Origin of the sequence: Micrococcus sp. KRD012, from assembly GCF_017168555.1 — a bacterium.
In the GTDB taxonomy this organism is placed as follows: domain Bacteria; phylum Actinomycetota; class Actinomycetes; order Actinomycetales; family Micrococcaceae; genus Micrococcus; species Micrococcus luteus.
Genome location: NZ_JABFBB010000003.1, coordinates 111,723 through 132,088 on the forward strand (window position 1 = coordinate 111,723; position 20,366 = coordinate 132,088).

General features: G+C 72.4%; 17 protein-coding genes, 3 tRNA genes and 1 pseudogene. 9 read left to right on the forward strand and 12 right to left on the reverse strand.

What is annotated here, in order from left to right:
- Positions 1-168: 168 nt before the first annotated feature.
- The 5 genes from J1M37_RS00905 to J1M37_RS00925 form a co-directional block, all read right to left on the reverse strand.
- Positions 169-834, reverse strand: a complete 666-nt coding sequence (locus tag J1M37_RS00905) for an ATP-dependent Clp protease proteolytic subunit (RefSeq protein WP_002855988.1) — start codon at positions 832-834, stop codon at positions 169-171.
- 41 nt (positions 835-875) lie between these two features.
- Positions 876-1,490, reverse strand: coding sequence for a ClpP family protease (locus J1M37_RS00910; protein WP_169577765.1), 615 nt, complete (start codon positions 1,488-1,490; stop codon positions 876-878).
- A gap of 267 nt (positions 1,491-1,757) precedes the next feature.
- On the reverse strand, positions 1,758-3,212 hold the full coding sequence (gene tig, locus J1M37_RS00915; RefSeq protein ID WP_206451961.1) for a trigger factor: 1,455 nt from the start codon (positions 3,210-3,212) through the stop codon (positions 1,758-1,760).
- Between the two features lie 42 nt (positions 3,213-3,254).
- Positions 3,255-3,328: transfer RNA gene (locus J1M37_RS00920), tRNA-Pro, on the reverse strand.
- Between the two features lie 83 nt (positions 3,329-3,411).
- Positions 3,412-4,302: an SDR family oxidoreductase gene (locus tag J1M37_RS00925; protein ID WP_206451962.1), complete on the reverse strand. Its 891-nt coding sequence runs from the start codon at positions 4,300-4,302 to the stop codon at positions 3,412-3,414.
- Positions 4,303-4,381: 79 nt separating this feature from the next.
- Between J1M37_RS00925 and J1M37_RS00930 the strand changes: the two genes are divergently transcribed.
- Together J1M37_RS00930 and J1M37_RS00935 are read left to right on the forward strand one after the other, a co-directional pair.
- A tRNA-Gly gene (locus J1M37_RS00930) sits at positions 4,382-4,452 on the forward strand.
- A 120-nt stretch (positions 4,453-4,572) separates the two neighbouring features.
- A complete protein-coding gene (locus J1M37_RS00935; protein WP_206451963.1) occupies positions 4,573-5,400 on the forward strand; it encodes a DUF1345 domain-containing protein in 828 nt (275 codons plus the stop codon).
- Positions 5,401-5,421: 21 nt separating this feature from the next.
- On the opposite strand, the gene J1M37_RS00940 is transcribed toward J1M37_RS00935, so the two are convergent.
- The 4 genes from J1M37_RS00940 to J1M37_RS00955 form a co-directional block, all read right to left on the reverse strand.
- Positions 5,422-6,333: an Fpg/Nei family DNA glycosylase gene (locus tag J1M37_RS00940; protein WP_144818403.1), complete on the reverse strand. Its 912-nt coding sequence runs from the start codon at positions 6,331-6,333 to the stop codon at positions 5,422-5,424.
- Positions 6,334-6,807: a ribose-5-phosphate isomerase gene (locus J1M37_RS00945; protein WP_036316866.1), complete on the reverse strand. Its 474-nt coding sequence runs from the start codon at positions 6,805-6,807 to the stop codon at positions 6,334-6,336.
- A gap of 86 nt (positions 6,808-6,893) precedes the next feature.
- Positions 6,894-8,459 (reverse strand): flavin-containing monooxygenase, encoded by a 1,566-nt coding sequence (locus J1M37_RS00950; protein ID WP_206451964.1) that lies wholly within the window; start codon positions 8,457-8,459, stop codon positions 6,894-6,896.
- 14 nt (positions 8,460-8,473) lie between these two features.
- Complete coding sequence (locus tag J1M37_RS00955; protein WP_159228113.1) at positions 8,474-9,328, reverse strand: alpha/beta fold hydrolase; 855 nt, start codon at positions 9,326-9,328, stop codon at positions 8,474-8,476.
- Between the two features lie 174 nt (positions 9,329-9,502).
- Here J1M37_RS00955 and J1M37_RS00960 point away from each other — a divergent pair, with 174 nt between their 5' ends.
- The 4 genes and pseudogenes from J1M37_RS00960 to J1M37_RS00975 all read left to right on the forward strand — a co-directional run bounded on the left by J1M37_RS00960 (position 9,503) and on the right by J1M37_RS00975 (position 14,254).
- Positions 9,503-10,282, forward strand: coding sequence for an IclR family transcriptional regulator (locus tag J1M37_RS00960; protein ID WP_036316862.1), 780 nt, complete (start codon positions 9,503-9,505; stop codon positions 10,280-10,282).
- A gap of 156 nt (positions 10,283-10,438) precedes the next feature.
- A complete protein-coding gene (gene pepN, locus J1M37_RS00965) occupies positions 10,439-13,060 on the forward strand; it encodes an aminopeptidase N (RefSeq protein WP_241250763.1) in 2,622 nt (873 codons plus the stop codon).
- Positions 13,061-13,186: 126 nt separating this feature from the next.
- Positions 13,187-13,618, forward strand: a pseudogene (locus tag J1M37_RS00970) (OsmC family protein); the annotation flags it as partial.
- 162 nt (positions 13,619-13,780) lie between these two features.
- Positions 13,781-14,254: a globin gene (locus J1M37_RS00975; RefSeq protein ID WP_206452055.1), complete on the forward strand. Its 474-nt coding sequence runs from the start codon at positions 13,781-13,783 to the stop codon at positions 14,252-14,254.
- A gap of 37 nt (positions 14,255-14,291) precedes the next feature.
- Here J1M37_RS00975 and J1M37_RS00980 read toward each other — a convergent pair whose 3' ends face one another.
- Positions 14,292-15,002, reverse strand: a complete 711-nt coding sequence (locus J1M37_RS00980; protein ID WP_070709569.1) for a hypothetical protein — start codon at positions 15,000-15,002, stop codon at positions 14,292-14,294.
- Between the two features lie 77 nt (positions 15,003-15,079).
- Between J1M37_RS00980 and J1M37_RS00985 the strand changes: the two genes are divergently transcribed.
- On the forward strand, positions 15,080-16,099 hold the full coding sequence (locus J1M37_RS00985) for an acyl-CoA thioesterase (protein WP_206451966.1): 1,020 nt from the start codon (positions 15,080-15,082) through the stop codon (positions 16,097-16,099).
- Between the two features lie 84 nt (positions 16,100-16,183).
- On the opposite strand, the gene ettA is transcribed toward J1M37_RS00985, so the two are convergent.
- On the reverse strand, positions 16,184-17,866 hold the full coding sequence (ettA, locus tag J1M37_RS00990; protein WP_060974242.1) for an energy-dependent translational throttle protein EttA: 1,683 nt from the start codon (positions 17,864-17,866) through the stop codon (positions 16,184-16,186).
- A 91-nt stretch (positions 17,867-17,957) separates the two neighbouring features.
- Positions 17,958-18,506: a single-stranded DNA-binding protein gene (locus tag J1M37_RS00995; RefSeq protein ID WP_206451967.1), complete on the reverse strand. Its 549-nt coding sequence runs from the start codon at positions 18,504-18,506 to the stop codon at positions 17,958-17,960.
- Positions 18,507-18,704: 198 nt separating this feature from the next.
- Here J1M37_RS00995 and J1M37_RS01000 point away from each other — a divergent pair.
- Both J1M37_RS01000 and J1M37_RS01005 read left to right on the forward strand, forming a co-directional pair.
- Positions 18,705-18,778 (forward strand) — tRNA-Arg (locus J1M37_RS01000).
- Between the two features lie 115 nt (positions 18,779-18,893).
- The gene (locus tag J1M37_RS01005) at positions 18,894-20,339 is read left to right on the forward strand and encodes a DUF2079 domain-containing protein (protein WP_061867776.1); all 1,446 of its coding nucleotides are present in this window, start codon (positions 18,894-18,896) and stop codon (positions 20,337-20,339) included.
- Positions 20,340-20,366 lie beyond the last annotated feature (27 nt).

A 20,366-nucleotide genomic window follows, 5' to 3' on the forward strand; every position in this document is an offset into this window, starting at 1 on the left:
ACTCCTCGAGGGCCGGGCGGAGACGTCCGCCCCGCGCGGGCGGCGTCGCTGTCAGATTCCGTCCAGCATACGACCGTGGACGGACACGTTAAGGGACCGGGTCCCCGGTCGGCATCGAGGGGCCCGGCCGCGCGGCGCGCGGCCGGGCCCCTCGACGGGCGCCGTCGGTCAGGCGGACGGGCGGGTGATCTTGCGGGAGGCGAGGACCTCGTCCACGAGGCCGTACTCGAGGGCCTGCTCGGCCGAGAGGAACTTGTCCCGGTCGATGTCCTGCGAGACCTCCTCGGGCGTGCGGTTGGTGAGGGAGGCCAGCGTCTCCTCCATCCACACGCGCATCCGGTTGATCTCCTGGGCGTGGATCTCCAGGTCGGTGGCGGTGCCGCGGTCGCCCTGCATCGCCGGCTGGTGGATCAGCACGCGCGCGTTGGGCAGCGCCAGGCGCTTGCCGGGGGCGCCCGCGGCCAGCAGCACGGCCGCGGCGGAGGCGGCCTGGCCCAGGCACACGGTCTGCACCTCGGGGCGGATGAACTGCATGGTGTCGTAGATCGCCGTCATGGCCGTGAACGAGCCGCCCGGCGAGTTGATGTACAGGGTGATGTCACGCTCGGAGTCCATCGCCTCGAGCACGAGCAGCTGGGCCATCACGTCGTCGGCCGACGCGTCGTCCACCTGCGCGCCGAGGAAGACGATGCGGTCCTCGAAGAGCTTGGCGTAGGGGTCCTGGCGCTTGAAGCCGTAGGGCGTGCGCTCCTCGAACTGCGGGAGGATGTAGCGCGCGTCCGGCGTGGGCAGGGAGGGCATCCCGGTGGGGAGCCCGGCGGGGAACTGGGTCATTCTTGGTCTCCTGGAGAGGGTCGGGACGGTCCGGGCCGGGCTCAGCCCCGGACGCCGCCGCCGCCGGTCACGGACGCGGCACGGTCGGCGATGTGGTCGATGAAGCCGTACTCGAGGGCCTCCTGCGCGGTGAACCACTTGTCCCGCGCGTTGTCCTCGAGGATGGTCTCCACGGACTGGCCGGTCTGCTCGGCGGTCAGCTCCGCCATCACCTGCTTCATGTGCAGGATCAGCTGGGCCTGGATGCGGATGTCCGACTCGGTGCCGCCGATGCCGCCGGAGGGCTGGTGCATCAGCACGCGCGCGTGGGGGGTGGCGTAGCGCTTGCCCTTGGTGCCGGAGGCGAGCAGGAACTGGCCCATGGACGCGGCGAGGCCGGTGGCCACCGTCACAACGTCGTTGGGGATGTACTGCATCGTGTCGTAGATCGCCATGCCCGCGGTGACGGAGCCGCCCGGGGAGTTGATGTACAGGTAGATGTCCTTCTCCGGGTCCTCGGCCGAGAGCAGGAGCAGCTGGGAGCAGATCGCGTTGGCGTTGTCGTCACGGACGTCCTCGCCCAGCCAGACGATGCGCGACTTCAGCAGCTGGGTGTAGAGGAAATCCTCGCGCTGCGCCGGGTCCACCGAACGCATGCTGGGGGTGATGTCGGTCATCACTTCCGCCTTCCTGTCGAGATGTCCACGGGCCTCCCGAACGGCGGCCGCTCGCGCGGACGGACGGGTCCCTGATCGAGTCCGACACTAGCCGGGCGTCCGGGCCAGCGCGCGGGACGCCGTCGGCGTTTCGCTGTTGGCGCAGGTTGTCGCGGACCCCGCCCGGGGCCGCCCACCGGGGCCCCGGGACGACGACGGCGCCCCCACCGGCGTGGGCGGGGGCGCCGTCGTCGTGGCTCGGCGGGGGTGCGTCCCCACCGGCCGGGATCAGGCCTGCTCGGCCGCCTCGGCGTCGTCGGCCTGCTCGGCCGGGGCCTTCTTGGCCGTCGACTTCTTCTTGGCCGGGGCCTTCTCGGCGGGCTTCTCCTCCGCCTCGTCGGCGCCCTCGGCCTCGGCGCCCTCGGCCTCAGCGTCGAGGGCCTCCTGGCCGCCCGGGGTCACGAACGCCGTCAGGTCCACGGCCTTGCCGTCGGTGTCGGTGACCTCGGCGTACTCGAGGACCTTGGCCAGGGCCTTGCGGCGGCGGACCTCGCCCATGATCATCGGGATCTGCCCGCCCTGGTCGAGCATCATGGCGAACTGGTTCGGGTCCATGCCGTACTCGGAGGAGGTGGCGATGATGTACTCGATCAGCTCACCCTGGTCGACCGTGACCTCCTCGGCCTCGGCGACCTCGTCCAGGATGACCTCGTTGGCGAACGCCTCGCGGGTGTTCTGCTCGAGCTCGGCACGGTGCTCGGCGGTGTCGTGGTCGTCGCCCGCGGTGTGGCCGCCGGCGGAGAAGTGCTGCTCGACCTGCTCGGCGATGACGCCGTCCGGCACCGGGACCTCGACGAGCTTGGCCAGCTCCTCGAGGACCTTGTCGCGGGCCTCGACGCCCTGGCGGTTCACGGCCTCCTCGGCGGCCTGCTTCTTCAGGTCCTCCTTGAGCTCGGCGATGGTGTCGAACTCGGAGGCCAGCTGAGCGAACTCGTCGTCGGCCTCGGGCAGCTCGCGCTCCTTGACGGCCGTCAGCTCCAGCTTGACCACGGCGGTCTCGCCGTCGTGCTCGCCGCCGTTGAGCGTGGTCTCGAAGGTGGCGTCCTCACCGGCGGACAGGCCGTCGAGGGCCTCGTCGATGCCCTCGAGCATGGTGCCGGCGCCCACCTGGTAGGACAGGCCCTCGGCCTGGTCGACCTGCTCGCCGTCGACCGTGGCGGTCAGGTTCATCGTGACGAAGTCGTCCTGGGCGGCCGGGCGGTCCACGTCCTTGAGGGAGCCGAAGCGCGAGCGCAGGGCGTCGAGGGCCTTCTGCTCGTCCTCCTCGGTGGCCTGGGCGGGCTCCACCGTCACCTTGAGGCCCTTGTAGTCGGGCAGCTCGATGGTCGGGCGCACGTCGAACTCCGCGGTGAAGGCCACCGGGCCCTCGGCGTTCTCGGCGTCCGGGGTGGCGGTCACGTCGACCTCGGGGCGGGAGATCGGGGTGAGCTCGGCCTCGGCGATGGCGGCGGAGAACCAGGTGTTCAGGCCCTCGTTGACGGCCTGGTCCACGACGATCTCGCGGCCGAAGCGCTGCTCGATCAGACGCGCCGGGATCTTGCCCTGGCGGAAGCCCGGGATCTGCACCTGGTTGGCGATGTCCTTGAACGCCTTGTCCAGGGCGGGCTTCACCTCCTCGAACGGCACCTCGACGGTCAGCTTGACGCGGGTCGGGCTGAGGTTCTCTGCGGTGGACTTGACCACGGATGACTCCTGTTGGTGGTGGTGGATGGTCTTGACGTCGAGTCGGGGTGACAGGATTTGAACCTGCGGCCTCACGCTCCCAAAGCGCGCGCTCTACCAAGCTGAGCTACACCCCGCCGTCGTCCCCGACGCCGGCGGGCTCACGCGGTGGAGGCTCGCCGGGCACCCGAGGGACTGCCCGAGGGCAGACTGTGGAATCCTAGCGCGCCGTCTCGCGCCCCGCGAAAAGCCGCGACCGCCGGCCCGTGAAGCCGTCCATCGTGGCGTTGACCCCGAGGACGTCCATCGCGCGGTCGAAGACGGGCGCCGGCAGGGCGCGCAGGGGCGCGATCAGGCCGACGGCGTGCGGCAGCAGCAGGCGGGTGCGGCCGGCCTCGACGGCGTCCAGCACCTCCTGCGCCACGTGGTGCGGATCCAGCACGGGCAGCAGCCAGGGCACCCGGCTGCGCACGCCCGCGAACATCCCGGTGTCGATGTAGAAGGGGCAGACGGCCAGGGAGGTGACGCGGCTGCCGTCCTTGCGCAGCTCCGCGGCGAGGGACTCGGCGAACCCGACCGCGGCGTGCTTGGTGGCGGAATAGTCCGTCTGGCGTGCGACGCCGACCAATCCCGCGGCCGAGGCCACCGTGACCACGGCCCCGCGGTCCCGGGCCCGCATTCCGGGCAGGACCGCCCGGGTCAGCCAGTACGGCGCGAGCGCGTTCACCTCGAAGGTGCGGCGGATGCCCTCCTCCGTGGCGTCCTCGAGGCGCGCTCCCGTCACGACGCCCGCGTTGTTCACGGCGACGTCCACCTCTCCGGCGCGGGCGGCGGCGGCCTCGACGGCGGCCGCATCCGTCACGTCCACGCGCTCGGCCCGGGCGTCCGCGCCCTGAGACCGGATCTCGGCGGCGACGGCCTCAACCCCCTGCAGGTCGAGGTCCCAGACGACCACGCGGCCCGCGCCGCGGTGGGCTGCCCCCAGGGCGATCAGTCGGCCGATGCCGGACGCGCCGCCCGTCACGAGGACGGTCGCGCCGCGCAGAGACAGGGGATGACGGCCGGCGAGGGCGGACGCGGCCCTGCGGAGGGCGGGACGGGAGCCGTGCATCGTGCCTCTTCCCCCACGGCCGACGCGGGCCCGCCGTGATACGGTGTCAGCCGCTGGTCCGCGCCGAGCGCGGCCCCGCGGGGATGTAGCTCAATGGTAGAGCCCCAGTCTTCCAAACTGGCTACGCGGGTTCGATTCCCGTCATCCCCTCCGGACCTGATGAGCCGGGTCATCGTGTGCACACGATGGCCCGGCTCATGACTTTTTCGGGTGGGTCGTCGTCCGCGCCGGTTCCTTCACCGCTGTGCCGGCCCTCTGCAGGATGGACCCATGCAGAACACCGAGCAGACGCCTCGGGACGCGTCCACCGAGGCCGGTGGGAGGCCCTGGCGGCACCGCATCGTCGAGAACGACACACTGCGCATGACCGTCCTGTCCATGCTGGCAGCCGCCGTCGCGATCGGTTTGAGCACCCTGTTGATCGCCACTCCCCTCGGCGACGCGCTGGGCGTCGGCGCGGCCCGGCGCGCCTCCTGGATGACCGGACTGATGACGCTGTGCCTGATGTGGTCGATCTACTCCGCCCTGGACACGGTGGTGCTGTACCGGTGGCTCGGCCGCCGCGACTCAACAGACCTGCACGCGCTGCTGCGCACGCGCTCGCGCGGCCCGAAGGAGTCCGTCGACCCGGTCGGCTGGAGGGCCCTGATGCTGGGAGCGTCGAGCACGCTGGGCAACACCGTCACCTTCTCGGTGATGGCGATGCTCGTGGTGGTCATCTCGATGTGGATGCCGGAGGTCCGGTCCGTGCCCGCCATGCGCCTGCTGGCCGTGGCCACGGTCCTCGCGTCCTGGGCGAGCATCGTCCTGGCCCAGGCGTTGCGCTACGCCCGGCTGGCGGCCCAGCACGATCCGAAGAGGTCTCGGCCGGAGGGCGAGTCCCCCGCTCCCCCGATCCGCTTCCGCGGCTCCGACTCTCCGGTCTTCTCGGACTACGTGGCGCTGTCCCTGACGCTGTCCACCATGATGGGCGCCCAGGACGTCGTGCTCTCCGGCCGCGCCGCCCGCACGGCGGTCCGTGAGCACGCGCTGGTCGGATTCCTGTTCAACTCGATGATCATCGCGGCCCTGGCCTCACTGCTGCTCACCGTCGCCTGACCGGGGCCTGCCGCAGGCCCCTCAGCTCTGACAGGTGAGGCACCGGTAGAGCTTCCGGGCCGCCATCTCCTCCACCACGATCGTCTCGCACCCGCACACGAGGCACGCCAGGCCCTGCCGCTGGTACACGTAGTTCGCGTGCTCGGGCCACGCGGCCTCGGCGGGCACCCCGGGCCGGTGCTCCGGCCGGGTGGTGACGATCCGCCCGAGCCGCACGCCCTCCCGCATCAGCGCGGCGTTGTCCGCCCAGAGGAATGCCAGGTCCGGTGCAGAGACCTCCCGGGCCGGCCGCCACGGGTCGATGCCGGCGCGGAACAGCGCCTCGGCCCGGAAGATGTTGCCGATCCCGCTGACGGCCCCCTGGTCCATCAGCACGACACCGATCGGCCGTCGTGTCCGCCGTGCGAGGTCGTAGAACGGCGCGGGATCGTCGTCGTTGAGCGGATCCGGGCCGAGACCGGCGACGACATCGGCAGCCTCGGCCCGGGTGAGTGCGCGGCACCGGCTCGCGCCGATCAGGTCGGCCCAGCCGTGCTCGGCGCGCAGTCGCAGCCGGACCGTGGAGGCCGGCGGCGGGGGCTGGACCCAGCCGTCGGCGTCGCGGTCGGGCTCGGCGGCCGGGGCGCCGTCGTCGTGGACCTCCCGCTCGCCGATCCGGCGGGGTGCGCCGATCGAGGACGCGGCCGCGAAGTCCTGATCCCCGCCGAAGGTCCACGCCCCGTACATGCCCAGGTGCACGTGGAGCACGTGGCCGCCGGAGACGTCGGCGAAGAAGTGCTTGCCGTGGGCCCGGGCGCGCTCGAGGACCTGGCCGTCGAGCAGGGCGGCCCCCTCGGCGAAGCGGCCCTGCGGACTCGTGGCGCGGATCCGGCGTCCGCCGAAGACGTCGGTGAACTGGCGCGCGAGACGGTGGACGGAGTGGCCCTCAGGCACTCACATCAGCACCTCTCCGGTGGTCTCGTAGTGCGCGATCTTCGCGATGCGGCGCACGTGGCGCTCGTCCTGGGAGAACGGTTCGGTCAGGAAGGCCTCGATGAGCTCGGTGGCCTCCTCGAGCGAGTGCTGCCGACCGCCGACGGCCACGACGTTCGCGTCGTTGTGCTGGCGAGCCAGCCGCGCCGTGTCCAGGTTCCAGGCCAGGGCGGCGCGGACGCCGACCACCTTGTTGGCGGCGATCTGCTCGCCGTTGCCGGAGCCGCCCAGCACGATGCCGAGCGAGTCCAGTCCCTGCTCGCGGTCGGCGACGACGGCGCGGGCGGCGTTGATGCAGAAGCCCGGGTAGTCGTCCTGCGCGTCGTACTCGGTGGGTCCGTGGTCCACCATCTCGTAGCCGGCGGCGGTGAGGTGCTCCACCAGGTGGGCGGACAGCTCCATGCCGGCGTGGTCGGTGGCGATGTGGACGCGCATGCGCAGACTCCTCCAGAAGGACGACGGTCGGGTGGGGTCAGTCTACTGACGGCCCCACCCGACCCCCTGCCCCGGGGCGGGCCGGCTCAGATCAGCGCGACCGATCGCTCGGGCTCGCGCACCGGCATGGGCTCGGGCTCCCCGCTCGCCGAGGAGAGGAAGCCCTCCCCGGTGAAGTGGCCGTTGCGGGCGCGGAAGTCGTAGGCGTAGTCGGGCCAGATCAGCGTCAACTTGCCCGAACGGGGGTCGACGTACCAGGAGTGGCAGCCGCCGTCCACGAGCCACACCGAGGTGGCGGCCCGCTCCTGGAGACGGTCCACGTACTCCTCCTGGGCGAGTGTCTCGGGGACCATCGTCCTGATTCCCTCGTGCTCCACCCGGTCCAGGGCCTCCACGATGTACGCGATCTGCGACTCGATGATGTAGACGATCGAGTTGTGCCCCAGCGAGGTGTTCGGCCCGTTGATGGCGAACAGATTCGGGAATCCCGCCACGGCCGTGGAGTCGAACGCCGCCATGCCGCTGCTCCAGTGATCGGCCAGGGAACGGCCCTCACCGTCGTGGACGCGCTCGGCGAACGGCGGCTGGGCCGCCTCGAAGCCGGTGCAGAGGACGACGACGTCGACCTCGTACCCGTGACCGCTCACGCCGAACAGCCGGCTCCCCTCGACGCGGTCCAGCGCGCTGTCCTCCAGGGTGACGTTGTCCCGGGCCATGGCCGGGTAGTAGTCGTTGGAGACGAGCACCCGCTTGCAGCCCGGCAGGTACCGCGGCGTGAGGCGCTCGCGGAGCTCGGGGTCGGAGACCGCGGCGGCCAGGTGCCCGAGGGCCTGGGCCCGGACCTGGTCCAGTGCGGCCGGCACACCGCGGCGCTGGGCATAGCTCGACTCGGCGAACCAGAAGATGTCGTCGCGCTCGCGCTGCATGGTGTGCGGGGCGCGCTCGAACATGCGCCGCACGGCCGCGGAATACGGCTTGACCACGCGCGGGGTGACCCACGCGGGGGTGCGCTGGAAGACGACGAGCTCGGCCGCCGTCGCCGCCAGCTCGGGGATGATCTGGATCGCGGAGGCGCCGGTGCCGACGACGGCGACACGCTTGCCCTTCAGGTCCACCGTGTGGTCCCAGCGGGCGGAATGGATGACCTCGCCCTCGAAGGCGTCGAGACCCGGGACGTCCGGCAGGCGGGGGTCGGCGAGGTGCCCGGTGCCCATGATGAGCCAGCGTGCCGTGTAGGTCCCGCGCGGGGTCCGCACCGTCCACCGCTCCGTCTCGGGGTCCCAGTGCGCTTCGAGCATGTCCGCCCCGAGACGCAGGTGCGGGGTGAGGCCCTCGTCCTCGGAGAAGCGCACGAGGTAGTCCTGGATCTCCGGGCCCGGCGTGTAGAAGCCCGACCACTGCGGGTTCGGGGCGAAGGAGAAGCTGTAGAGGTGGCTCGGGACATCGCATGCGGCGCCCGGGTAGGTGTTGTCCCTCCAGGTCCCGCCGACCTGCTGGGCGCGGTCCAGGATGAGGAAGTCCTCGCGGCCGCGACGCCGTAGCTGGGCGCCCATGCCGAGGCCGGCGAATCCGGAGCCGATGATGAGGATCTCGGCGGACTCGTCGCGCGGTGCGGGGCGCACGTCGGTGGTGGTGGTCGTGGTGGTGGTCATGGCTGGCCCCTCTCTCAGGCGTGGGTCTCGGGGATGATCGCGCCGGCCGGGTGGCGGTCGGGCTCGCGCAGGTGCAGGTCGACGATCTGCATGAGTTCGGCCGGGCGCTCGAGGAAGAAGGCGTGGCCGCTCGTCATGGTCGTCAGCCGCGCGTCGTCGATGATGCCGAGCAGCTCGTACTGGTGATGGGGCGGGACCATGACGTCCTCGGCACAGGAGACGATCAGTGTCCGCGCGGTGACGGCGGAGAGACGGTCGGCGACGTCCACGCGGGCATTCAGGTCCATCTGCCGAGCGGTGAACTCGTCCGCGGTCAGGGAGGCGAGTGCTCCGTCGAGCATGGCCGGGGTCAGGGAGCGCAGGGCCAGCGGGGACAGGCCGCAGAAGGCCGTGTAACGCGCCAGGGCATCAGGGCTCGTGTCATACAGGTGCCGCCAGACCTCGTTGCGCAGGCGCTGGTGGACATCCGTCGTCGCCCAGCCGGCCACGAGCACGAGGTTCTCCACGCGGCGACCGAGATCGGCGGCCAGCTGCCCGGCGACGACGGCGCCGAGCGAGTAGCCCAGCAGGTCGAAGGCGGCGTCGGAGCCGAGGAGCTCGTCGACGGCGGCCCGCACCTGGCCGACCAGCAGGTCGACGGTCAGGTCTGCGGCGGGGTCGGCCGTCGGCGCCCAGTCGACGGCGATGACGCGCGTCCGCGTGGCCATCATCGGGAACAGGTGGCCGAAGTGCGAGGCGGTCGTCCCGCCCGTGCCGTGGACCAGCACGAGAGGCCGGTCGAGCTCCCCGGGCGTCACCGAGTCGTGGCAGGTGACGGAAGCACCGTCCACGCTGACGGTGCGCGTGACGGTCGATGCGGTCAGTGGCATGGGGCTCCTCCTGGAAACCAATATGTGGACTATTGGACCCGACACCCGCGATGCGACGCACCCTACATGTCCCAGCATGGCGTGTTCATTTCTCATAATGCAAGCAGGGGCGGCAATCATTGAGTCCATCAGATGGAACTGGCTCCGACGCCGGAGCTGCGGCACGATGGACCGGTGACCCCTCTGACCCCACCCACCGGCGTCCTGCCCCGCGCCGCCCTCGTGATGCGCCTGCTGCACGAGGCCGGACCCGCCGGCCTGCGGCTGAGCCAGCTCGTCCAGCGGACGGGCCTGCCCCAGCCCACCGCCCATCGACTGCTGGCCGACCTGGCGGAGGAGGGTGCCGTGACCCGGCGCGGAGCCGCCTATGCACTCGGTGATCGGTGGGGCCCGGTCGGATTCGAACCGGTGACGCCGCGGTGCCTGATCGAACGCGAGGGCAGCCGGGCCGTGGTCCAGGCCGCCGCGGACGAGCTGGGGGACACGGTCTACCTGGCGGCACGGGTTGCGGGCGGAGTGGCCTACCTCCTGCGATGCGACGGCGACTCCCCTGTGCGCGTCTTCACCGTGGAGGTCGGCGAGGTCAAACGGCTTGCCGCCGGGTACGCCGGCATCGCGCTCCTGGCCTCCCTGCCGCCCGAGCGCCGGCGAGCGGAAGTGGACGCGGTCGTCGCCCGGCCTCCCCGCCGCTGGAACCTGACGGATGACGGGGCCCTGCACGACCTGCTGGACACCCTGCTGCGTCAGATGGACGAGCAGGGGTGGTGCGGCGGTGTGCCGGTCGTGCCCGGGGTGGCCGGAGTCGCCTGTGGCGTTCCGGCGCGGACGGGAGGCATCCCCCAGGTGTCCCTCACGGCCTCGGCGGCCGAGCAGCGGATGCCACCGGCACGCGTGCCCGAGGTGGCTGAGGTGCTGCGTGCGGCGGCGACCCGACTGGCCGAGATCGGGGGCTGAGCAGGTCGACCGGCCCGCCCCGAGACGCGCCGCTCACGACGCTCGGGCCAGGTGGCACACTGGGGAGCACCGTGCCATGGCCCCCGTCACAGGCGCCCGGCCGTGCCGCATCCGCCCGACCCCAGGAGGAGTCCGACCGTGACCACCGCCGCCGCCATGAACATCACCCGCGAAGAGGCCGCCGCGCGCGCGGCCGCCCTCACCGTGGACGCGTACGAGGTGAGCCTGGACCTCACCCGCGGCGCAGAGCACTTCCACACGGCCACCACCGTGACGTTCGCGGCCACGCAGGACGCGGTGGGCACCCACACGTGGATCGACTTCGTGGCCGGGCAGGCTCCCACGGTGACCCTCAACGGCGAGGCGCTGGACGTGGCGGACTTCGACGGCGCCCGACTGCGGATCGGCCCGCTGGCGGCGCAGAACACCCTCGTGGTCGACGGGCTCGGGGACTACAGCAACACCGGCGAGGGCCTGCACCGGTTCGTGGACCCCGTGGACCAGGAGGTCTATCTCTACACCCAGTTCGAGGTGCCCGATTCCCGCCGCATGTTCGCGGTGTTCGAGCAGCCCGACCTCAAGGCCGCGTTCCGCTTCACCGTGACCGCGCCGGCACACTGGGCTGTGGTGTCCAACCAGCCGGAGGACTCCCGCCGCACCCTCGGCGTCGTGGCGAACGAGGAGAACCTGCAGGGCGTGGACGCCGCGGTCTGGGAGTTCACCCCCACCCCGCGCATCTCCTCCTACATCACCGCGCTCGTCGCCGGCCCGTACGCCTCCGTGCATTCGGAGCTGACCAGCGCGGACGGCCGCACGATCCCCCTCGGCGTCTACTGCCGCGCGTCACTGGTGGAGCACCTGGACGCGGAGAACGTCTTCGAGCTCACCCGCCAGGGCTTCGAGTTCTTCGAGGCCCAGTACGGCCACGCCTACCCGTTCGAGAAGTACGACCAGCTGTTCGTGCCCGAGTTCAACGCCGGCGCGATGGAGAACGCCGGCTGTGTGACCTTCCTCGAGTCGTACGTCTTCCGCGGGACCGTGCCGGAGGCGCTGATCGAGCGCCGCGCCATCACCATCCTCCACGAGCTGGCCCACATGTGGTTCGGCGACCTCGTGACCATGCGCTGGTGGAACGACCTGTGGCTCAACGAGTCCTTCGCCGAGTTCATGTCCACGCTCGCCGCCGCCGAGAACACGCAGTACACCAGCGCCTGGACCACCTTCTCCTCCATGGAGAAGAACTGGGCCTACCGCCAGGATCAGCTCTCGTCCACGCACCCCATCAAGGCCCGGATCCGCGACCTCGACGATGTGCTCGTCAACTTCGACGGCATCACCTACGCCAAGGGCGCCTCCGTGCTGCGCCAGCTCGTGGCCTGGGTGGGCCAGGAGAACTTCATGGCCGGCGTCCGCGCGTACATCGCCCAGCACGCGTGGGGCAACACCGAGCTGCCGGACCTCATGTCCGAGCTCGAGGCGGCTTCCGGCCGCGACCTGTCCGAGTGGACCCGCGTGTGGCTCGAGACCTCGGGCGTGAACACGCTGCGCACGGAGGTGGAGACGGATGAGGCCGGCACCATCACCGCGCTGCGCCTGCGCCAGAGCGCCCCGGACGGCTCGCCGTCGGCGCCTGGCGACGACGTGCTCCGCCCCCACCGCCTGGCTGTGGGCTTCTACGACGTGGACGAGGCCACCGGCCGCCTGACCCGCACCGAGCGCTTCGAACTCGACGTGGCCGGTGAGGTGACCGAGGTCGCCGAGGCCGTCGGCCGCCGTCGTCCCGCCGTGATCCTGCCCAACGACGACGACCTGGCCTACGCCAAGCTGCGCCTCGACGACGCCTCGTGGGAGGCCGCGTCCACCCGCCTGAAGGACGTGGACGGCTCCCTGGCGCGCACGCTGCTGTGGGGGGCGGCCTGGGACACCGTGCGCGACGGCGAGGCCTCCGCCGCCTGGTTCGTCGACCTCGTCCTCGCCAACGTCGGCCACGAGCGGGACTCCTCCGTGGTGCAGACGCTGCTGCGCCAGCTCGCGACGGCGATCGGCCTGTACCTGCCCGAGGACCAGGCCGAGGCCGTGCGGGTCGCGGCGGCCGACCGTCTGTGGGGCCTCGTCGCGGAGGCCGAGGACGGCTCGGACAACCAGCTGCAGTTCGTCAAGGCGTTCGCCCTGCACGCGCGCACCACGGCGCAGCTGGACCGCCTGGCGGCCCTCGTGGACGGCACCCGCACCGTGCCCGGGCTGGACCTCACCACGGACCTGCGCTGGGAGCTGCTCACCGCGCTGGTGGCGGCCGGCCGCGCCGGGGAGGCCGAGATCGCCGAGGCCGAGCGCGCCGACGCGACCGCCACGGGCGCGCTCGCCGCGATCCAGGCCCGGGCCGCCGTGCCGACGGCCGAGGCGAAGCGCGCGGTCTGGGACCGGGTGATGGCCGGCGAACTGTCCAACACGGAGCAGCGCCAGGCCCTGATCGGGTTCGCCCGGGTCCATGACGCCGCGCTGATCGCGCCCTTCGCGGACGCCTACTTCGAGGGCGTCGAGGCGATGTGGGACTCCCGTTCTCACGAGATGGCCGAGACCGCCGCGACGCTGGGCTACCCGACCGCCCAGGTCACCCCGGAGATCGCCGACCGCGCCACCGCCCTGTCCGAGCGGCTGGCCGACACCCGCGCGGGGCTGTCCCGCGTCCTCGCCGAGGGCCGGGACGAGACGATCCGCGCCCTGGCCGCGCGCGAGCACGCGACGGCGCACGTGCATCAGGTCCACGCCGGGGCCTGAACCGGACGGCGGCTGACGCCTCTGCCGGCGCTTGCGGGGCGGTGCTGCTGGTGGGTATTCCACGGAAGATGCCCTCCAGCACCTCCCCGGCCGCTGTCGGGGCGCGGGCTGGCTAGGCTGGAACCCATGAAGCACACCTTCTCCCTGCGCACCGAGTGGACGGGCGACCGCGGCTCGGGCACCTCCGGCGTCCGCGACTACGACCGCTCCGTGGTGATCCAGGACGCCGCTGTCGGCGAGATCCAGGCCTCGGCCGCCCGCCCCTTCCGCGGCGATGACTCGAAGTGGAACCCGGAGACCCTCCTGCTCGGCGCGCTCGCCGAGTGTCACGTGCTCTCGTACCTCCATGTCGCGGCGACCTCCGGGGTCGTGGTCACGGGGATGACGTGCGGGGTCGAGGGCGAGCTCGAGGTGGACGGCGACGGCGCCGGTCGGTTCACCGCGATCACGCTGCGGCCCGAGGTCACGCTGCAGGACGAGGCCGACCGGGAGCGGGCCGAGGCCCTCCACGCCGAGGCGCACCGGCTGTGCTTCATCGCGAACTCGCTCTCGGCCCCGGTCGCCGTCGAGCCGGCCCGCCCCGAGGCGTCCGGCAGCGTCGGCGTGCCGGACCACTCCGCGCGCCTGGGCGCCCCCCTGGCGGTGCTGCGGCCGCGCGTCGCCAAGGGCCCGTCCCGTGTGACGGGCCTGGCGGAGCGTCCCACCGAGGTCGAGCCGGTGATGCAGGAGGGCACCCCCGCCCCGGTGGACCAGGTGCGCGCCCGCGACGCCGCGGCGGGCCCCGCCGGTGCGGCCCCGGGAACCCCGGCCACGCCCGGTCAGGCCACCAGCTTCTACGACGCCGTCGGCGGCCGCCCGACCTTCGACCGGCTGACCGCCGAGTTCTACGCCCGCGTGCGCGAGGACGAGATCCTCGCCCCGATGTACCCCCAGGACGACTTCGAGGGGGCCCAGCGCCGGCTGCTGATGTTCCTGGAGCAGTACTGGGGCGGACCGCGGACGTACTCCGAGGAGCGCGGCCACCCCCGCCTGCGCATGCGCCACGCCTCGTATCGGATCGACCCGGCCGCGCGCGACGCGTGGCTGCGCCACATGCGCGCCGCCGTCGACACGCTGGAGCTGTCACCGCTGCACGAGGCCGAACTCTGGGACTACCTGGAGCGGGCCGCCCACTCCCTGCAGAACTCGGCCTGACCGGCCCGCGGTCCGCGCCCCGACATGGGGCGCGGGCTCACACCGCCATGGCGGGGCGGCCCAGTACGAAGCCGCCGGGGGTGTCCAGGCGCGTCCACGGCCCCGCCGTGCTGAGCCGGGCGCGGCCGCCGGGCCGCAGGAAGCCCAGCGCGTGCGCGCCGAAGGCCATGCCGGCCGGGAACTGCAGAGCGTCGCCCCCGAGCAGGGGTCCCCACATCTGCGCCCGGATCTTGCGGACCAGCGCCTCCCCCGGGTTCTCGGGCAGGGCGTCCCGCACGGCGTCGGCGCCGCGCGTGGCCACTTCGGCCAGCTCCTCGTCGGCGACCTCGGCCACGGGCGTCCAGCCGCCGCGGGGCGGGGTCAGCGCGGTCCAGGTGACGTGCTCGCGGCCCGGCGGCACGGCGAACGCCAGGTCGACGGGGTCCTGGCCGCGCATCCGGGCGGTGCGCTCGGTGACGGAGCCCAGGGCGACGACGGCGTCCAGGTCCGCCACGCCGTCGGCGGTCGCCAGGGGCACGGTGCGCAGCCCCAGGACGACGGGCACCCCGTCTCCGAGCCCGGCCGGCTGCAGCACGGAGACCCACTGGGCGAGCATCGGGGTGCGGGAGCGCCCTGCCTCAGGCACGACGTGCAGGCGCATCCCCGTGTCGGCGACGCGACGGGCGCGGGTGGCCAGCTGCTCGAGGTCCCGCACAGCGCGGTCGTCGACGAAGCGGAGGACTGGTGCGGCGGCGGAGTGCTCGGTCATGCAAGCATTGTCCCAGGTCCGTCGCGTCCCGGGCCGCCCCGCCGTCGCGGGGTCCATCCACGTCGAAGGAGCCGTTCGTGCCGCAGCGCCATCCCCGTCCCCGCCCCGGTCGCGCACCGGCCCGCCCGGCCTCGGCCCCGAAGGACCCCACCGACGTGCTGCGCGGGATCCTGGAGCTGACGCCGGCCGCGCCGGACCCGGTGACGGGTCAGGTCCGCTTCACGGGCACGACTCCCCGGCAGACGCGCGGCCGGGTGTTCGGCGGCCAGGTGCTCGCCCAGTCGCTGGCGGCCGCCTCCCGCACGGTGCCGGCCGCCCGTTCCGCCCACTCGCTCCACGGCTACTTCATCCGCCCCGGGGACGCGCTGCAGCCCATCACGTTCACCGTCGAGACGCTGCGGGACGGCCGCTCCTTCTCCGTCCGCCGGGTGCTGGCCTCTCAGAACGAGAAGGCCATCCTCGCCCTGACCTGCTCCTTCCAGGAACCCGCCGGCAGCGCGCTGGACCACCAGGTGGCCATGCCCGAGGGCGTGCCCCGGCCCGAGGACCTGCCCACGACAGCGGACGTGCTGGGCGGCATCAACCACCCCGTGGCTCAGGAGTGGGCGTGGGCCCGGCCGTTCGACATCCGTCACGTCACCCCGGCCCTCTACGTGGACCCGGCCCCGGAGACCGAGAACCGCAACATGGTGTGGATGAAGACGTTCACGCCGCTGGCCGACGACCCCGCGCTGCACCGGGCGGCGCTCACCTACGCCTCGGACTACACGCTTCTCGAGCCGATCCTGCGGCAGCACGGCGTCGCCTGGATCCAGCCCGGCATGTCCGTGGCGTCCCTGGACCACGCGATGTGGTTCCACCGGCCCGCCCGCGTCGACCAGTGGCTGCTCTACGTCCAGGACTCCCCCAGCGCCCAGGGCGCGCGCGGCCTCGGCACGGGCGCCGTGTTCACCGAGGACGGGACGCTCGTGGCCACGGTCGCCCAGGAGGGCATGATCCGCCTGCCCGAGGGGGCCGCCGCCCGGCGGGCGCGGGCCCGGGGCGCGGCCCAGCGCATGGCCCTGCGGACGGTGCTGCGCCGCAGCTGGCGGCGCTGACCCCGCCCCGGCACGACGACGGCCCGTCGCGATCACGTGATCGCGGCGGGCCGTCGTCGGCGCGGCGCCCGGGGGCGCGTCGGCTCAGTCGCGCGTGAGCTTGCGGTGCGTCATGCGGTGCGGGCGGGCGGCCTCGGGGCCGAGCCGATCGACCTTGTTGGCCTCGTAGGACTCGAAGTTGCCCTCGTACCAGTACCAGTTGGCCGGGTCCTCCGCGGTGCCCTCGTAGGCCAGCATGTGGGTGGCGACGCGGTCCAGGAACCAGCGGTCGTGGGAGACGACCACCGCGCAGCCCGGGAACTCGAGCAGCGCGTTCTCGAGGGAGGTCAGGGTCTCCACGTCGAGGTCGTTGGTGGGCTCATCGAGGAGCAGCAGGTTGCCGCCCTCCTTGAGGGTCAGGGCCAGGTTCAGGCGGTTGCGCTCACCGCCGGAGAGCACGCCGGCCTTCTTCTGCTGGTCCGGGCCCTTGAAGCCGAACGCGGACACGTAGGCGCGCGAGGGCATCTCGACGTTGCCGACCTTGATGTAGTCCAGGCCGTCCGAGACGACCTCCCACAGCGACTTCTCGGGGTCGATGTTGGAGCGGGACTGGTCCACGTACGAGATCTTCACGGTCTCGCCGATCTTCAGCTCGCCGCCGTCCAGGGGCTCGAGACCGACGATGGTCTTGAACAGGGTGGTCTTGCCGACGCCGTTCGGGCCGATCACGCCGACGATGCCGTTGCGGGGCAGGGAGAAGGACAGGCCGTCGATGAGGACGCGGTCCCCGAAGCCCTTCTTCAGGTCCTTGGCCTCGATCACGACGGTGCCCAGGCGCGGGCCCGGCGGGATCTGGATCTCCTCGAAGTCCAGCTTGCGGGTCTTCTCGGCCTCGGCCGCCATCTCCTCGTAGCGGGCCAGGCGGGCCTTGGACTTCGCCTGGCGGCCCTTCGTGTTGGAGCGGACCCAGTCGAGCTCATCGGCCAGGCGCTTGGCGAGCTTGGCGTCCTTCTTGCCCTGCACCTCGAGGCGGGCGCGCTTGGTCTCCAGGTAGGTGGAGTAGTTGCCCTCGTACGGGTAGAGGCGGCCGCGGTCGACCTCCGCGATCCACTCCGCGACGTGGTCGAGGAAGTACCGGTCGTGGGTGACGGCGATGACGGCGCCCGGGTAGGAGGCCAGGTGCTGCTCGAGCCACAGCACGGACTCGGCGTCCAGGTGGTTGGTGGGCTCGTCGAGCAGGAGGAGGTCCGGCTTCTCCAACAGCAGCTTGCACAGCGCGACGCGGCGCTTCTCGCCACCGGAGAGGTTTGTGACCGGCTCGTCCCCCGGGGGCGTGCGCAGGGCGTCCATCGCCTGCTCGAGCTGGGAGTCGATGTCCCACGCGTCCGCGGCGTCGATGGCGGACTGCAGTTCGCCCATCTCCTCCATGAGGGCGTCGAAGTCCGCGTCCGGGTTCGCCATCTCCTCGGAGATCTGGTTGTAGCGCTGGATCTTGCCGTAGATCTCGCCGACGCCCTCCTGGACGTTCTCGAGCACGGTCTTGGACTCGTCCAGCTTGGGCTCCTGCATCAGGATGCCCACCGAGTAGCCGGGAGAGAGCCGCGCCTCGCCGTTCGAGGGCTCGTCCAGCCCGGCCATGATCTTCAGGATCGTCGACTTGCCGGCGCCGTTGGGGCCGACCATGCCGATCTTCGCCCCGGGGTAGAACGACATGGTGACGTCGTCCAGGATCAGTTTGTCGCCCACCTTCTTGCGGGCCTTGACCATCGTGTAGATGAATTCCGCCATGCGGCCCAGGCTAGTCGGTGGCCGCGGGATTCCACTCATCGTGCCGATCCCGCGACCACCGAGCCCGCTCCCCCTCCGTGCCGCCCCGTGGTCAGGCGGCGCCGGCCGCCGCCGGCTCGCGCTCGGGGGCGCCCGCGTCAGACTCCTCCGGGCCGGGCGAGGCCGGGGCGTCGCCACCCTGGAACCCGTCCGGCAGCCCCACGTTGAACCCGTCGCCGATCGCGCCGGCCCGCCCACCCGACGCGTCGTCGCGCGGGGCCGACTCGGGGCGCGGCACGGCCGCGCGCTGGCTGCGCTGGAACGCCGCCGAGCCGAAGCCCAGGTCCAGCCCGACGGCGTCCGCCACCACGTCCACGGACGTGCCGGAGCGCTCGCCCGAGGACCAGTCGCGGACCCGGAGTCGACCGGTGACGATCACGGGGTTGCCCTTCTTCACGGACTGGGCGGTGTTCGAGCCGAGCTGGCCGAACGCCGAGATGCTGTACCAGTTGGTGTGGGCGTCCACCCACTCGGCGGTCTCGCGGTCGAAGCGCCGCTCGGTGGTGGCCAGGCGGAAGCCGGTCACGGCGGCCCCCGATGCGGTGTGGCGGGTGGCGGGGTCCGTGGCCACGAAGCCGCGCACGGTGATGAGGTCCTGCATGGTGTGCCTCCTGGGCTGGGCCCCGGTGGGCGCCGGGGCGGGTCGTCGGCGCATCGGCTGATCCGCCATGGCCAGACAACCCCACCGCGGGGCACCCCGGCAGGATCGGGGCCGGTCTGGGGACGCGCGGAGGTCCCCGGGCGACTGTGCAGGAGCCGACGGCGCCGCGGCCGGCGGCCGTTAGACTGACACGGCCCAGCCCCAGTAGCTCAGCTGGACAGAGCAGCGGCCTTCTAATCCGCCGGTCGGGGGTTCGAATCCCTCCTGGGGCACCCAGACCAGGGGCGGAGCCGTCCGAGCACGCCCGACGACCGCCCGAAGGAGACCGTCCTGGACCGTCTGCGCTCCTGGCTCCGCGCCCCGCGACCCGCCGTCCTCGAGGTCCGTGTGACCCGTCGCGAGGGCGTCCAGCTGGCCGCCCTGCTCGTCGCGGCCGCGGCCCTGTACGTGACGCACTCCTTCCTGCGGTACGCCACCTACGAGGCCAAGGGCTACGACCTGGGCATCTTCGACCAGGTGGTGCGGCAGTACGCGCTGTTCAACGCCCCCCTCAGCTCCGTCAAGGGCGTGGACTTCCACATCCTCGGCGACCACTTCCACCCGATCCTCGCGCTGCTGGCGCCCTTCTACTGGGTATGGCCGGACCCCCGCATGCTCGGCGTGGTCATGGCGCTGGCCCTCGCCGCGTCCGCCGTGCCGGTGTACCTGTTCGCCCGTCGTCGCGCGGGACACGGGGTGGCCCTGGCCGCCGTCGCCGCCCTGCTGCTCTCCTGGCCCTTCCAGGCGATGGTGAACTGGGACTTCCACGAGGTCACCCTCGGCGTGCCGATCCTCGCCTGGCTCGTGTGGGCCCTGGACGGGCAGCGGGCGTGGCTCGCCACCGGCCTGGCGGCGCTGCTGCTCACGGTCCGAGAGGACATGGGCGTGACCCTGCTGGCCGTGGCCCTGGTGATGGCGATCCGTCGCTTCTGGCCGCAGGCCGCGGTCACCGCCGTGCTGGGCGTGCTCGGCTACTGGTTCGCCACGTCCGTGGTGATCCCCCACTACTCCCCCACCGGCGCGTTCGGCTACTGGCAGTTCACCGCCCTGGGCCCGGACATGCGCAGTTCGGTCCTGTTCCTGCTGACCCAGCCGTGGAACGCCGTCGCGGTGCTGTTCGACCACCCGCTGAAGGTGGCCCTCTGGCTCCTGCACTTCGTCCCGCTGCTGTTCCTGCCGGTCCTGAGCCCGCTCACGCTGATGGCCCTGCCGATCCTGCTCTCGCGGCTGTTCAACGACCGCCTCAACGTGTGGGCCCCCGTGTACCAGTACGACGCGATCCTCGCCCCGCTGCTGCTCATGGCCGCGCTCGAGGCGGCCCACCGGCTGGCCGGACGCCGGGACACGCTGCGCCGGCTGCCCGCCGTCCTCGTCTCCGCGGCACTGGCCGCCGGTCTGATCGGCACCGCGTTCTTCCCGCAGGTGTACCCGCTGCACCGCACGATCGCCGGCGACATGACGATGACGCAGCACGCCCGCGACCTCGACCACGCGGTCGGGCTGATCCCGGACGGGGTGTGCGTCGAGGCCGCCGACAACGCCGTGCCGCACCTGACGGCCCGCACCCACGTCGGGCTGCACGGGGACATCGGCGACGAGCTGGCCACGTGGATGATCGTGGACACCTCGGTGCCCGAGCTCGGCGGCTGGGACCCCCTCACCCCGGAGCAGGCGCTGGCCCGCGCCGAGCGGCTCGGCTTCGAGCGGGTCTGGTCCGCGGGCGACGTCGTCGTCCTGCACCACCCGGACCGCGCGGTCTCGCCCACCTGCACGACGTACCTCGAGCACCGCTGAGCGGAACCCCACGGCGCCGGCGGACCC